At 54.5% G+C, this 14,006-nt stretch carries 15 protein-coding genes; 6 read left to right on the forward strand and 9 right to left on the reverse strand.

What is annotated here, in order from left to right:
• Nucleotides 1-36: 36 nt before the first annotated feature.
• Genes GAH_RS05500 through GAH_RS05535 form a run of 8 tightly spaced genes read right to left on the reverse strand, consistent with a single transcriptional unit; the run spans nucleotide 37 to nucleotide 5,904 of the window.
• The gene (locus GAH_RS05500; RefSeq protein WP_048095200.1) at nucleotides 37-453 is read right to left on the reverse strand and encodes a phosphate-starvation-inducible PsiE family protein; all 417 of its coding nucleotides are present in this window, start codon (nucleotides 451-453) and stop codon (nucleotides 37-39) included.
• 39 nt (nucleotides 454-492) lie between these two features.
• A complete protein-coding gene (locus tag GAH_RS05505) occupies nucleotides 493-1,656 on the reverse strand; it encodes a redox-regulated ATPase YchF (protein WP_048095201.1) in 1,164 nt (387 codons plus the stop codon).
• A complete protein-coding gene (locus GAH_RS05510) occupies nucleotides 1,653-1,883 on the reverse strand; it encodes a DUF2095 family protein (protein ID WP_245603978.1) in 231 nt (76 codons plus the stop codon). The genes GAH_RS05505 and GAH_RS05510 overlap by 4 nt, the downstream gene beginning before the upstream one ends.
• Nucleotides 1,855-2,727 (reverse strand): polymer-forming cytoskeletal protein, encoded by an 873-nt coding sequence (locus GAH_RS05515; protein WP_245603979.1) that lies wholly within the window; start codon nucleotides 2,725-2,727, stop codon nucleotides 1,855-1,857. The genes GAH_RS05510 and GAH_RS05515 overlap by 29 nt, the downstream gene beginning before the upstream one ends.
• A 6-nt stretch (nucleotides 2,728-2,733) precedes the next feature.
• A complete protein-coding gene (locus GAH_RS05520) occupies nucleotides 2,734-3,960 on the reverse strand; it encodes a 2,3-bisphosphoglycerate-independent phosphoglycerate mutase (RefSeq protein WP_048095203.1) in 1,227 nt (408 codons plus the stop codon).
• Nucleotides 3,961-4,001: 41 nt separating this feature from the next.
• The gene (locus GAH_RS05525; protein ID WP_169745342.1) at nucleotides 4,002-4,475 is read right to left on the reverse strand and encodes a DUF2299 domain-containing protein; all 474 of its coding nucleotides are present in this window, start codon (nucleotides 4,473-4,475) and stop codon (nucleotides 4,002-4,004) included.
• A gap of 5 nt (nucleotides 4,476-4,480) precedes the next feature.
• On the reverse strand, nucleotides 4,481-4,951 hold the full coding sequence (locus GAH_RS05530; RefSeq protein WP_048095207.1) for a chorismate pyruvate-lyase family protein: 471 nt from the start codon (nucleotides 4,949-4,951) through the stop codon (nucleotides 4,481-4,483).
• Nucleotides 4,948-5,904, reverse strand: a complete 957-nt coding sequence (locus GAH_RS05535; RefSeq protein WP_048095208.1) for an AAA family ATPase — start codon at nucleotides 5,902-5,904, stop codon at nucleotides 4,948-4,950. Before GAH_RS05535 ends, GAH_RS05530 begins: the two co-directional genes overlap by 4 nt.
• Before the next feature lie 94 nt (nucleotides 5,905-5,998).
• On the opposite strand from GAH_RS05535, the gene GAH_RS05540 reads away from it, so the two are divergent.
• Nucleotides 5,999-7,000, forward strand: coding sequence for a 60S ribosomal export protein NMD3 (locus GAH_RS05540; RefSeq protein ID WP_048095209.1), 1,002 nt, complete (start codon nucleotides 5,999-6,001; stop codon nucleotides 6,998-7,000).
• A complete protein-coding gene (locus tag GAH_RS05545) occupies nucleotides 6,997-7,998 on the forward strand; it encodes a class I SAM-dependent methyltransferase (protein WP_048095210.1) in 1,002 nt (333 codons plus the stop codon). Before GAH_RS05540 ends, GAH_RS05545 begins: the two co-directional genes overlap by 4 nt.
• Here GAH_RS05545 and GAH_RS05550 read toward each other — a convergent pair.
• On the reverse strand, nucleotides 7,987-8,484 hold the full coding sequence (locus GAH_RS05550; RefSeq protein ID WP_048095211.1) for a signal peptidase I: 498 nt from the start codon (nucleotides 8,482-8,484) through the stop codon (nucleotides 7,987-7,989). The two genes, GAH_RS05545 and GAH_RS05550, sit on opposite strands and share 12 nt — an antisense overlap.
• 17 nt (nucleotides 8,485-8,501) lie before the next feature.
• Between GAH_RS05550 and GAH_RS05555 the strand changes: the two genes are divergently transcribed.
• The 4 genes from GAH_RS05555 to GAH_RS05570 all read left to right on the forward strand — a co-directional run bounded on the left by GAH_RS05555 (nucleotide 8,502) and on the right by GAH_RS05570 (nucleotide 13,993).
• Nucleotides 8,502-9,974, forward strand: a complete 1,473-nt coding sequence (locus GAH_RS05555) for a DNA-directed DNA polymerase II small subunit (RefSeq protein WP_048095212.1) — start codon at nucleotides 8,502-8,504, stop codon at nucleotides 9,972-9,974.
• A 101-nt stretch (nucleotides 9,975-10,075) separates the two neighbouring features.
• A complete protein-coding gene (locus GAH_RS05560; RefSeq protein WP_048095213.1) occupies nucleotides 10,076-11,740 on the forward strand; it encodes an acyl-CoA synthetase in 1,665 nt (554 codons plus the stop codon).
• A gap of 211 nt (nucleotides 11,741-11,951) precedes the next feature.
• Nucleotides 11,952-12,221: a sodium/substrate symporter small subunit gene (locus GAH_RS05565; RefSeq protein WP_169745343.1), complete on the forward strand. Its 270-nt coding sequence runs from the start codon at nucleotides 11,952-11,954 to the stop codon at nucleotides 12,219-12,221.
• 11 nt (nucleotides 12,222-12,232) lie between these two features.
• The gene (locus GAH_RS05570) at nucleotides 12,233-13,993 is read left to right on the forward strand and encodes a VC_2705 family sodium/solute symporter (RefSeq protein WP_052747777.1); all 1,761 of its coding nucleotides are present in this window, start codon (nucleotides 12,233-12,235) and stop codon (nucleotides 13,991-13,993) included.
• Nucleotides 13,994-14,006: the final 13 nt, after the last annotated feature.

The following is a 14,006-nucleotide window of genomic DNA, read 5'->3' on the forward strand; positions in this document are numbered from 1 at the left end:
TTTTTTGCTGGATTGGGCAATCCTTTAAAAGCTTTTCTATCTGTGCTCTCTCCTCGGGTTGTACCTCACCGCCACTGTTCTGACGATTCCGAGGGCCAGTATGAGGGCCGCGAAGCCGAACAGGGTTTCCCACGTGAAGTTCTGCTTGTAGAGCGTTATTAGCAGCTCTCTTAGAACGAATATTGACGCGAGCTCCGCCATTATGTGTAGCCTGACCCTCTTGAACTCGAGGTACTCTGTAAACGCCTTGGCAAGCTCTATCAGCACGAAAAACGTCAGGATCTCGGTGATGAGGGTGTCAAAGCTGTAGGCCGTGTAGTTGAATATCGCCTCCGGCAGCTGGATAACGATTGTGAACATCTTTATCCCAATGAGCACGATGACGACGATGCTCATCAGGAATATGGCGACATCGTAGACCCTGTTCAGGTAGTCGAATCTGAGGCTCCACATGGATGGATGTGGTCGAGCGCGGAATAAAAATGTCGTGTGCTAAGCGCTCGAAACTATCTTTATCACGTCGTTGTTTTTCAGCTCGTAATCTTCAGAGATCCTTATCTTCTTCCTCGCGTCAATCGCGTAGATGTACTTCTCACCGATCTCCGTGTGTATTTTGTATGCGAGCTCCCTCGCCGTCGTTCCCTTCTTTACGAGCATCGCGTCAGGCAGGACGTTCCCTTTGCTGTCGGTGAACTTGTTCTCGTCCTCGACAGGATAGACGACGATGTACCCGAGCTTCTCGAACACTATCCTGTTTATGGCCTCCTGAATCCCCGTTCCGCCGTTCTTCTTCATGAACTCCTTGATCATCTCCAGCGCCTTTCTCTGCTTCTCGTTCAGCTCCTTCACTATCTCGAAGTCCTCGTCTCCTGGCAAATATTTTATGAACCCGTTCTTGCTCGCGGTTCTGAGCGTTAGCTCGAAGATTGCCGAGCATGTAATCGCTCCGATCTCCTTGAGCTTCTTCAGGTTCTCTTCAGGCGCCTTGTCCGCCTTGTTTCCGGCTATCAGGATCCTGAACCTCCTCTCCATGAGCCTTTCAGCGAACTCCTTCAGCGCATCATCATCAAACTCGCTGTACTGCTTTCCAGCGTCTCTCAGAGACTCCCTCACCATCACTTCGTCAAACCCGAGGCCCGCGAGCTGCTCGGCTATGTATCTGGCCGGATCCCTCTTCTCCATCTGTATCCTTCTGACAATCTTGTCCCAGTTCTTCTTCAGGATGCCGAACAGCCACATCACAAGCTCGTTCTCGAGGAACCTGACGTCATCGAGTGGATCACGCTGTCCCACTCCGATCTCGTTCCCCTCCTCGTCTGTGGAGCCCGAGGCATCAACAACGTGGATTATCGCATCTGCCTGCCTCAAATCATCGAGGAACTCGTTTCCGAGGCCTCTGCCTTTATGAGCATCCGGAACGAGCCCAGCTATGTCTATCAGCTTGACGGGAATGAACCTCACACCGTCAACGCAGTTGCCGCATGGATAGACGTTCAGCTCCTTGCAGACGCAGTCAACCCTCACGTGCGCCACTCCGACGTTTGGCTCGATGGTCGTGAAGGGGTAATTGGCAATCTCCGCATCAGCCATTGTGGCGGCCTTGAAAAACGTCGACTTTCCGGCGTTGGGCTTCCCGGCCAGACCTATCTCTATCATCTCAACCCCCTCTTGGTGTACTCCCCATGCCCCCTCGAGCCGATAACGCTCTCGAGCACGATTTTGCTGCTCTTGAGAAACTCGGCATGCTCCTCAGTGATCTCACCCTTCTTGAGGAAGTAGTCTATGATCTCGTGAGCTTCCTCTACGCTCCTGCACCTCTCAAGGTGGTCGAGGACTGAGGGGAGTATGTCTCCCTCAATCTCCCGGTATATGTTCGGGAACATCTTTCTGAATCTCTTCTTCTCCCACTCCATCATCTTCCTGCTCACCCTCGAGCTCGAACTCGACCCTGTCCCTTATCCAAACACCCTTCCTTCCGACTATGCTGCCCTCCACCACGCACCCGTTCTCCATGTGCACCTCTTCAGCGTTTATGCTCCCGAAAACGCTGCTACCGCTGACGATGTACACCCTCCTGCCCTCAACTGCACCGTGAATCTTGCTGGAGTTTATGACCACATCCCTTCCCCTCACGCTCCCGTAGAGCTCGGTGCCCTCAACAAGCACGTCCCTCGCCCTCAGGTTGCCCAGCACTCTGCTGTTCTTTATCACCGCGTTCTTGGACGTCTGAATTCTCTCTATGGACACCTTGGAGTCGTCCGGAATCACGAGAGGGTTCTCGAACTCCTCACTGAACAACTCCTCAAGCTCGTCGAGCCTGCCAAGCCTGAGGAGCTCCATGATGTAGATGAACAGGAACATTATCACGGGCAGGGGGTTCTGGATTGTTATCAGGCCCGTGGCCTCAAACCCCTTATCTATCCTGACATTTCTCCCAATCTCGAGGTCTCCATGGACTGTAAGCTTCCCGCTTATGGACGCGAACTCGCCTATGTATGTGTCTCCGAAGCAGGTGACGTTCCCCTTTATCTTGGCCCAGGAGTCTATCCTCACCTCCTGGCCTATAACGTCTCCCTCAACCGTTGCCCTGTCGCCGATGATGACCTTCCTCGCCCTGATTCCGAATCCGACGGTGGAGTTGTTTCCCACGATCACGTCCCCTTCGTGGACGATCATCGTCTCGTCGAACTTCGTGCCCTCTGGTATTACGAGGCTCTCGAGCATCATCTTATGCTACGCCCCATACTTTTTAGATTTACCTATCAGGTCGAGGATTATGTTCATCAGATCCTGCCCCCTTATCCTGCACAGGCCGCCCTTGTACGCCTGAAACTCGCTGTAACGCTCCACATCATCGCTCCTCACGCCCTCGCACACGATCGTCACCGGAACAGGGTCTGCGGTGTGATCCTTCACCGTGACGGGGGTGGTGTGGTCCGCAAGAAGTGCGAGGCACACCTCTGAAAAGTCAAGCTCGGTCAAGGGCTTTATGGCCGAGTCTATCTTCTCGATGAACTCCCTCTTTCTCTCAAAATCTCCGTCGTGCCCGAACTCGTCCGGGGCCTTTATGTGGAGCAGCACGAAGTCGTGGGTTTCGAGGCTGCTGATGGCCGTCTTGACCTTCAGCTCCAGATCGGTGTCCTTACTGCCCGTGAACCTCTCGTTCTCTATTACGTCTGCCTTCAGAAGCCTCCCGATTCCCTTTATCAGCGTTGTGCCAGCGATGACAGCCATTCTCATGCCGTACCTCTCCTCGAAGCTCGGAACGTGCACGGCTTTCCCGACACCCCTGAGCAGGAGGACGTTGGCCTTCAGGAGACCTTTCTTGGCCCTCTCCTCGTTGAAGGGATGTGAATCGAGAACCTCGTGACTCTTCTCTATGAACTCGTTCACCACCCTCGCAGTGAACTCTGCCTCGCTGTCCAGCGCCTTGACTCTTTTCACCTTCTCCCCAATCTTCTTCGGATCGCTGTCGGTTATCCTGTCCGAGAGGTTCTCTCCCCTGAACACGAGCGCAGCCCTGTGACCGCTTGCGTTTCCGAGAACGAACTCCACCCCCTCTATCTTGACCTCCCTGTTCACCGCATCCACCAGAACCTGCTTGTCCTGAATCCTCCCTGCCCTCCTGTCGACCACGACCTTGTCGAACACACTTCCCGTCCCCTCAACCGTTCCGAAGTTGACCCTGAACGCTATGTCTCCCGGCCTGACCTCTATTCCAGCCCCGCACGCCTCTATCGGCCCTCTGCCTGTGTAGTACCTGAACGGATCGTAACCGAGGATCGAGAGGTGGGCTGTGTCGCTTCCCGGTCTGATTCCGGGAGCAATTGTGTCCATTATTCCGTTTATGCCCTTCCTCGCCAGAAAATCGAGGTTTGGGGTTCTGGCAGAATCGAGGGGCGTTCTTCCGCCCACACTCCTGTCTGCCATCCCATCCACTATCAGCATGAGAACCTTCATCGGAGAAAAGCTTGGAGAGCGTCAATAAAAAGTTTTCCGGCCTACCTGTACATTACCTCCTCTCCGCCACTCATCCTGTCGAATTTCTGCCTCATCTTCCAGACCACGTAGAGCTTGCACTTGTGAACTTCAGAAATCGCGTCCATGAGCACCTGTCTGGTCAGATCCTCCGGGTACAGCTTCCTCGTGAACTGGAACAGCTGCGGGTTCATGGCATCCGGCACGATCTGGAACTCTGTTGCCAGAAAGAGGAGGTCGAAGCGGATCTCCCACATCAGCTTCTCCCTCTCCTTCTCCGAGAGCCCCATGACCTTGGCGTAGTGTTCATCACTCAGCTTTATCCCGCTCGCAACAAGAAGCAGATCCCTCCCCTTCGGAGCTATGACGTCTATAACCTGACCTGACCCGGGAGAAACCTCTATTATGAAGTGGAAGTCAGCGTTCTCGTCCTCCACCTCCTTCTTGAAGAACCCCTCATCCATCAGCCAGTTCCTGACCATTTCTTTAAAATTCACGGACATCACCACCTGAACTGCTCGTAAACCTCAACCGGGAAGACCTCGGTTATGTTTATTAAAACCTCCCCCCTGTGAATTATGTTGTAGTTCCTCACCAGACATTTTCCGAGCCTTTCGCGATTCTCGATCCTGCTCCAGAGTATCTCCCTCCTCACCTCGAGCCTGTGCTTTCTGATTATCTTGCCTATGGGCATGTCCGCTCTCATAAGATCCTCTCTGAACCTCTCGTCAAGCCTTTTGAGCGGCGTCACCGACGTGGCGATCGCGAAAAGCTTTCCGCCGGACACGATCTCCACAACCCGGTAGTTGACCTCCTCACCCTCGGAAATCCCGAGGACGCTCGCTTGATGCCTATCTGCCTCAATCACCCTCTGCTCTATGGTTCTGATCTCGGCCCTCTCACCCGTGAGCGCCTCTATTATCGTGGTCACACTCCCGTCCGTCTTTTCGAGTATCCTGAGTATCGGGTTCAAAGCCTATCTACCTCTTTCACGGGCCTGCCGTCCCTCGTCTCCGGTGTGAGGTAGTCGAGAAACCTCTCGAAGTCAACGTCGTACAGCCTGAACGTGACCTTGAGCGGGGAGAGGATCGCATCCTCATCGGCGAAGTTTATCCTTGAGACGTAAGCGGTCTGCTTGTTCAGGTACACAACCACCGACTTTCCCCTTCTCCCGGAGATCATCTCGCTCCTCGCCGTGTCGAGTATCCTCTGCATCCTCAGAAGCTCCCTGAACCTTGAGAGGTTCGTGGTTCTCGCTAACAGCTTGCTCTCCTCGACCTCTATTGATGCATCAGGAAAGAGGTTCAGAACCGTTTTTTTTACCTTCTCGACGTCTTCGGTTGGATGCACATCCGTCTCGACTTCAACCTCGACCCTCGGCACGAAGTGCCTTATTATCTCCCTCACCTTCTCCCTGAACTCCTCGATGTCGCCCACGTTCTCTATGGTGATGTCGGCCAGCCGTATCGCCTCCCCCATGTTCCACGACAGCTCCCTCTCATCCCTTCTCCTGAGGTCCTCGAGTGTTTTGACGTCATCATCCCTCTTTCTCCTGAGCGCCCTCTCGAACCTCACCTCAATTGGCGCCTCAACGTTTATGAGCACGAAGTCGTCGCCGAACTCCTCCCTGAACCTCTCAACCTCTGCTATCCCCCTGATACCGTCAACGACCACTATCCCTTTCTCCCCGAGCTTCTCCCTTATCAGTGGAACGCATCTCTTCGCAATCGCGTCCATTCCCTCCTTTTCTCTCAGCTCACTCGCAACTCTGCCAGCATTTTCGTCTGTGAGCTCGAGCCCTCTCCTCCTGACCTCCTCCCTGACGACATCTCCCATCACTACAACAGGGATCCCCATCTCCTCCGCTATCTTAGAGGCGGTGGTCTTGCCGCTGAGCGGGAGCCCAACGAAAGCGATGATCTTCATATCCGGAAGTCTTTGAGGGAGTAATTAAAACTTTAGTCATTTCAACCGGGGGAGAAAAGAGATAAATATCCGCCCGTGAATCTTCTGGGTTGCAATGAAGTGTGCCTCGTGCGGCAGGGAAAGCGAGTACCCGGTGTGCGGAAGGTGTCTGTCTGCACGCATAATTCCGGTAGACGTCCCTCCGGTTGTCGAGGTTACGAGGTGCTCGAGGTGCGGGGAGTACAGGCTCGACAGGTGGAGGGCCACAAGCTTGGAGGAGGCTGTGGAGTACCACCTCTCCAAAGGCGTGAGGGTTCATGAGGAGCTGCATGTTGACGAGATCGATTTCGAGCCTGTTGGTGAGGAGATTGGCAGGTACGTTTTCAGGCTCAGCGGGATGCTGAGGGACCATCCGTACAGCTACGAGACGTTCTTCGAGGTGAGGGTGAGGAAGATAGCGTGTGAGAGGTGCAGCAGGCAGGCTGGTGGGTACTACGAGGCGATAATTCAGATAAGGGCCAGCAACCGCAGCCTTAAGGACGAGGAGCTCGAGACAATCTCGGAGATGATTGCCGGCAGTGTTGAGAGGGAGCATTCTAATCCAAGAGCGTTCATCTCCAAGATCGAGGAGAGGAGAGAGGGAGTGGACGTTTACATAGGCGACAAGAGGCTCGCACAGAAGATAGCGAGAAACATCGCGAGAGCGTTTGGGGCCGAGATGAAGGAGAGCAGCAAGATAGCCGGAAGGGAGGACGGGAGGGACTTTTACAGGTTCACGTACCTCGTCAGGCTGCCCGAGTACTTTGTGGGGGACATAGTCGAGGATGGGGGTGCGGACGTAATAGTGACAAGCGTTGAGAAGAGGAAGGGTTACGACGTCATGACCGGAAAGCCCGTGAACCTCAGGAACCCGCGGGTTGTTGCGAGGGGCAGCGACCTCCTTGAGAGCTACGTGCTGAGCATGGACGAGAGCACGGTGGAGATTCTCGACCCGTACAGCTACGAGCCTGTGACTGTTGCTAAGCCAGACTTCAGGTTCAGGGCAGGGGACAGGGTGTTTGTTGCTAAGGCTGGAGAGAGGTACATAGTCGTCCACGAGAGTCTGGTGAGGAGATGAAGGCCCTCAGGGTCAGGAAGGAGATCGCCGAGGAAGTGCGTAGGAAGGTGGAGAGGCTCGGGCTGAAGGACAGGTCGAGGAGGATAAGGTTCGAGGACGGCTACGTGATAATCCCTGTTGTTGACGGCTTCGACCTCGAGATTGAGGGTGCAGAGGTTGTTGAAGACGCAAACCCGGTTTTCAGGGAGAGGAGGAACTTTAGGGAGATTGTGGAGAGCATTGCCGGCCATTATCCGAGGTACGCCGACCTGAAGCTCTTTGGAAGGGTTGGAGTGATGAAGCTGCCCGGGGAGCTCATGGGGTACAGAGACAGGATTGCCGAGGAGGTCGTCAGGCATTACGGGCTGAAAGCCCTGTGGCTCGACCGCGGGAGGCACGGGATGCTCAGGAAGCCCGAAATGGAACCGCTTTTTGGGGACGAGAGCATGGTTGAGCACAGGGAGAACGGCTGCGTTTTCAGGTTCGACCTGACGAAGGTGATGTACAGCCAGGGGAACCAGTACGAGAAGATGAGGGTTGCGAGGCTCGTCGGGGACGGAGAGGTCGTGCTCGACATGTTCGCGGGAATCGGATACTTCACGATCCCGGTGGCCAAGCATTCGCGAGCGAGGAGGGTGTATGCGGTTGAAATAAACCCTGACTCCTACTTTTTCCTGCTCGAGAACGTGAGGCTGAATGGGGTGAGGAATGTTGTTCCGATTCTTGGAGACTCTATGCACGTGATCCCGGAGAGCTTTGCCGACAGGGTCATCATGGGCCACATTTATGCTGAGCAGTTCCTGCAGAACGCGATCTCCGCATTAAGGGATGAGGGATGGGTGCACTACCACGAGGCGGTTCCGGTTAGGGTGCTGGAGAGGCCTGTGGAGAGGGTGAGAAGAGCGGCGGAAAGGATGGGTGCGAGAGTTATCGAGATTGGAATGAGGAAGGTCAAGAACTACGCACCCAACGTCCTGCACGTGGTTGTGGATGCGAGGATTAAGAGGCTATCCAAATAACAGCCTGAAGTATCCTATGTAGGGTATCCTGAAGACCGCCACCCCTATTATCCAATCCTTCTTGACAGGCTTAGACAGGAACGGCTGGTCTATCATCAGGTTGTGGTCGCCCTTGGTTATGTAGCCGTCGTTCTCCGCGACGTAGTTGCCTATCTTATCCCCTTTTTTGACATACATAATCGCCCGGTGTATTATCGGCGTTTTTGAGCTGTCTCCGTTTGGCCTGTAGACTATCACGTCCCCGTAGTCGCCGAACATCTTGTAGTCCTTCAGCTTTCCCTCCACGTACGTTATGATCTCCTTCTTTTCAGGGCTCACGAGGAAAACCACGTCTCCAACGTGGAGATTTGGCTCCATGCTCCCGCTCTGCACCGCGACCATAAACGGCCATGTTCCAGTTAGCGCATAACCCCCACCAGCAATAATCCCGACAATTATAAGAGTGGTGACCACATCCTTAATTAATCCCATCAGCTTAGATTGCATGACACGGGGGGAATTTCATGGTTATTAAAAATATCGACCAGAAGACTGTTGTGGCCAAGTTCGCCCTGAACGGGTACAACGTTCATCCCGATGCCGTCAGGCTCATCCTCTCAAGCAACCTGAACGTGGACAGGGTCGTTGAGGAGGTGTGCAGGCGGTGCAACGGCTCGTTCATAATAACTCCCGACGAGGTCTCTCAGGTCCTGAAGGAGCTCGAGAGGAGGATAAGAAGCGAAGAGGCTGAAAAGCCGTCGAAGGTTGAGCCAAGGGTGGAAACTGGTGGGAGAGCGGAGATAAGGGTTCTGAAGGATGTTACGGGGAAGTCAACATGCAGGGGGACGGTCGAGGACTTCGTCGCGTACTTCAACTCCCGCTTTGAGAAGATCGCCGGCATACTGAGGAACAGGGTCAAGGCCATACCCATCTCCTCTCTTACGAAAATAAGGGCTGAGACCGTCGAGGTTATTGGCTTTGCCGACAACGTGAGGGAGCTCAGCGAGGAGAAGGCCGTTTTTGAGGTTGAGGACAAGACAGGCAGGGTCAGGGTGTATGCCGAGGGGAAGGTGAAGGAGCAGGCAATGGAGCTCTTCGGCGATGAGGTTGTTGGAGTTGTGGGCAGGCTGAGGGGGAGGAGCATAATCGCCGACAGGATAGTCTTCCCCGAGGTTCCCATGAACGGGAAGTCGAAGGCGAAGAGGGACTTCAGCATGGTCTTCATCTCCGACATCCACTTCGGGAGCGACACCTTCCTCAAGGAGGAGTGGGAGCGGTTTGTGAGGTGGATAAACTGCGAGAGCGGGAACGAGAGGATGGATTCCCTTGCGGAGACCGTCAAGTACATCTTCGTCGCAGGAGATGTTGTGGACGGGGTCGGAATTTACCCAGATCAGGACAAAGAGCTGGAGATTCTGGACATATACGGGCAGTATGAGTTCGCTGCGGAGCAGTTCGACAAGATAAGGAAGGACGTGAAGATCATACTATCCCCCGGAAACCACGACGCTGTCAGGCAGGCCGAGCCGCAGCCAGCACTTCCAAAGGAGTTCTCGAGCCTGTTCTCCAGCAACGTCATCCACGTTGGCAACCCGGTGTGGGTGGACGTTGAGGGTGTGAAGGTTCTAATGTACCACGGCAGGAGCCTAGACGACATAATCTCGAGAATTCCGAGGCTGAGCTACGAAGCTCCGCAGAATGCGATGCTCGAGCTGCTCAAGCGAAGGCACCTCGCCCCCCTTTACGGTGAGAGAAGCCCGATTGCGCCGGAGAAGGAGGACTACCTCGTCATAGACGACATACCCGACATAATCCACTCGGGCCACGTTCACACCTACGGCACGGCCTTTTACAGAGGGGTTTTCGTGGTGAACTCCTCCACGTGGCAGAGCCAGACAGAGTTCCAGAAGAAGGTGAACCTGAACCCGATGCCGGGCAACGTCGCGGTTTATCAGCCCGGTGGGAACGTCTACAGGCTCAGGTTCTACAGTTCCTGATGCTTTGGCATTTCCCTTCGAATCATTTCGTAATCTATTTATAACGATAAATTAGGAAGTTGCAAATTGAGGTTAAAAAGCGTTACGGAGGTAGATGTGAAATGGGAATTCTGGACTATGTTGTACCGAAGGAGAGCTGGCCTGACATAGTTATCCCCGATGAGGTGAAGGCCTACATCGGAGACAGGAAGGAGATAAACCTTGCCGAGGAGATTCTGGACAGGAACATAAAGGAGGGAAGGGGAAGGAAGGTCGCAATCTACTTTGAAGACAGGAGGGTGACGTACAGAGACCTGTACAGACTGAGCAACAAGATCGCCAACTTCCTGAAGAGCATCGGCATAGAGAAGTACGACAGGGTTGGCTTCAGGATGAGGAACATGCCTGAAGCTGTTGCGGTGAACTTCGGTATAATGAAGGCCGGAGCCATTCCCGTGCCCCTTAACCCAATGTGGGCCAAGAAGGAGATCGTGCACGTGGCCAACAACGCCGAGATAAAGGCCATCTTCGTAACAGGAGATGACAAGACTTTCAAGGCGGTTGAGGAGTCCGTTCCGGAGTTCAACACCGTGCAGAAAGTGATTGTGACTGAGAGGGAAGGCCTTGAGGATCCGTTCGTGTCCTTCAACGAGGTATACAAGGAGAGCGCCAAGTTCGACCCCGTGCCTCTCGAGATCGGAACCCCGGCAGCCATACTCTTCACCTCCGGAACGACCGGCCTGCCCAAGGGCTGTGTGCACTTCGTCGAGAACATCCTCTCTGCCGTCTACCTTGTAGGGAAGTATGTGTGGAAGCTCACCGAGGATGATGTTGTCGGCGGCCCGGCGCCGGTAAGCTTCGCCATGGGTTACGGAAACGGCTGTCTCATCCCGTACTTCCACGGAGCCGCGACGAGCATCTGGCCCGGCTTCAGCGTGGAGAACTTCTTCAAGTATGTCGAGGAGCACGGCATAACCGTGTTCAGCTCCCTGCCAACGGCGTACAGAATGATCCTCGCCAACCCGCAGCTTGACGAGTACATGAAGAACTACGACCTCTCGAGCCTCAGGCTCTGCACAGGCGGTGGTGAGGCACTCGGTGCTGAGACCGCGAAGAGGTGGCTCGAGAAGTTCGGCATGCCGATCTACGAGTCTCTTGGGGCTACGGAGATGGTTCACATCTGCATAAGCAACACCGTAGCACCAGAGCCGAGGGCGGGAAGCATCGGCTGGCCTGTGCCGGGCTACGTGGCGAGAATAATCGACCCCGAGACCGGAGAGGAGTGCAAGCCGGGAGAGGTCGGAAACCTCTACATAAAGGGGCCGACCGGCATAAGGTACTGGAACCACCCCACCAGACCGCTGGCCGAGAAGCAGAAGGAGAGCGTGAAGAACGGCTGGAACGTGCTCGGCGACTTCGTCAGAAAGGACGAGGAGGGCTACATCTACTTCGTCTCGAGAGACGACGACCTGATCAAGTCCTCCGGCTACAGAATCGGTCCTGATGAGATCGAGCAGCCGCTCAGCCAGCACCCGGCTGTTAAGGAGTGCGCGGTCATCGGAGTGCCCGATCCAGAGGGAATCAGGGGACAGATCGTCAAGGCGGTCGTTGTGCTCAAAGAAGGTTATGAGCCGAGTGAGGAGCTCAAGAAGGACATGCTGAAGTTCCTGGAGCAGCACATCGCCAAGTACAAGCTTCCGAGGATCATCGAGTTCAGGGATGAGCCTCTGCCGAGAACCGCCACAGGAAAGCTCCTGAGGAGGTTCCTGAAGGAGGAGAACAAGTAACCCCAAATTTTTTCTTTTCTTGTTGGCAAATTTTCTTTTCAAGTTTATGGCGTTTTTCGTCAATTGCCGTTTCCATGTTGCACAGTTGCGCAACAAACCAAATTCTAATTAACGTTAAATTTTTTTATGATTAATGGTGACAGATTGCGAAATATTTAAATAATACATGATTTTTGATTATCAATCGAGAAGGTTTTGGCAGGTGAGATACATGGTAGAGGGAAGCGGAGTTAGTGAAGAGAAGTTCCAGGAGTACTGGAGCAAAATGAAGGGACTGACCATAGTGATGCTGCTGCTATGGACAATACCAGCGTTCTGGATGCACGTGCCGGTTTCGACCACACAGCACATAAGAATACTCGGAGGAATACCACTCCACTGGTTCTTGGCAGGCTTCGTTGCAGTGGTTTTCGGAATTGCACTGATCTTCATCTACGCCATAATAATGGACAAGTGGGATAGGGAGATTCTCGGGAAGTGAGGTGGTAGAGGATGGGAGTTTTTGATGAGCCAAAAATAGCGATTCCGGCCATATTCCTGATATACTTCATAGTGGTTGGCGCTCTGGCAGCAGCGGGCAACACCGGGGCAGCTTCGGCAGTTGCTGTCTTTGGATCGGTCATAATCTACGTGGTCGTCGCCCTTGTGATGAGGGCAGCGACAACTGAGGCGTTCTACGTTGCCGGCAGAGATATAGGAGCGCTGCCAATAGGTTCTTCGATTGCATCGAACTGGATGAGTGGTGCGTCTTTCGTTTCGATGGCAGGTGCTATTGCTATATTGGGATATGATGGTCTGCCATATATCATCGGTTGGACTCTTGGTTATGTTATCGCAGCCGTTCTCATAGCGCCGTTCGTCAGGAGGTCGGGAACGTTCACAGTTCCAGAGTTCATTGAGACAAGAGCCGCAAACTGGCCGGTCGCGAGACTCATAGCCGTGCTGATGCTTTTCGTCGTTTCGTTCACGTACCTCGTCGCACAGCTCGTCGCTACAGGAGTCATCATCGGAAGGTTCCTTGGAATACACGCGGTCGTTGGAGCGATGCTCGGTTCGCTGCTGGTCATACTGTTCGCGGGAACCGGCGGATGGAGAAGCGTCGTCTGGGTTCAGGTCACCCAGTACTGGGTGCTGATCACGGCCTACTGGATTGGCTTCCTGCTCGCAGCGGCCAAGGCGGGGATATTCAAGCCGTGGCCACACATCGGCTATGGTGGACTCCTTGCGAGCCTTGAGGCGAGAGAGACAGCGTTCGGCCTTCCGCACTTCACGATGCCGTTCAAGACGGCGTTTGCCGGAGGTACGAACCTGCTCAACTGGCTCTTAGGTGCTTTAGCGTTGATGCTCGGAACTGTCGGACTTCCGCACGTGCTGTCCCAGTTCTACCTCGTCAAGGACGTTAGGACGGCAAGATACGGAGTTGGCTGGGGACTGACCTTCATCGGTCTGCTCTACCTCACCGCTCCTGTGTATGCTATCCTCGCAAGATACGCGTTCTCGCAGGCATGGGGCATGCCGATTGAGCAGGCCAAGCAGATAGGGTGGATCCAGAAGTGGCTGCCCACCGGCCTCGTGAAGGTGAACGACCTCAACGGCAACGGCATCCTTGATCCCAAGGAGCTGGCGTTCCACAAGGACATCGTCGTTATCGGAATGCCCGACATGTGGGGCCTGGCATGGTGGGTCGCTGTCGTCGTTGCTGTCGGAGGTCTCGCAGCCGCTCTCAGTACAGCAAACGGTCTGATGATGGTCATGACCGTCGGAGCAACGAGGGACATCTACAAGAGGTTCATAAACCCCAACGTCTCTGAGGAGAGGGAGGTCTGGATCGGAAGAGCGATGCTCGTCATACTCGCAGTGATCTCGGCTCTTGCTGGAGCGAGGGCAATTCAGGATCCGACCTTCAGCAAGTACGTCGCACTGCTCGTCGGATGGGCGTTCGTCTTCGCATCGAGCCTCTTCACACCATCGATCATACTCGGTATCTTCTGGAAAGGGCTGAACAGGTACGGAATTGTGGCAGGAATGGTCGCGGGACTGCTGGTCTCGTTCCCGTACATCGCCGGAGTCGGACTCATGGGCATGTCGCCGATCGTCATAGCCGGCAGCAAGATCGGAACGATCGCATGGGGAGTCGTTGGATTCCTCGTGCACCTGATCGTCGCTGTCGTGGTCTCCCTTGCGACTGGAGCTGAGAAGGCCAACCCGCCAGAGACGATCGAGTTCGTGGACAGGATGAAGATCCCAGAGTAACCCCAAATTTTTT

The organism is Geoglobus ahangari (genome assembly GCF_001006045.1).
Taxonomy (GTDB): Archaea; Halobacteriota; Archaeoglobi; order Archaeoglobales; family Archaeoglobaceae; genus Geoglobus; species Geoglobus ahangari.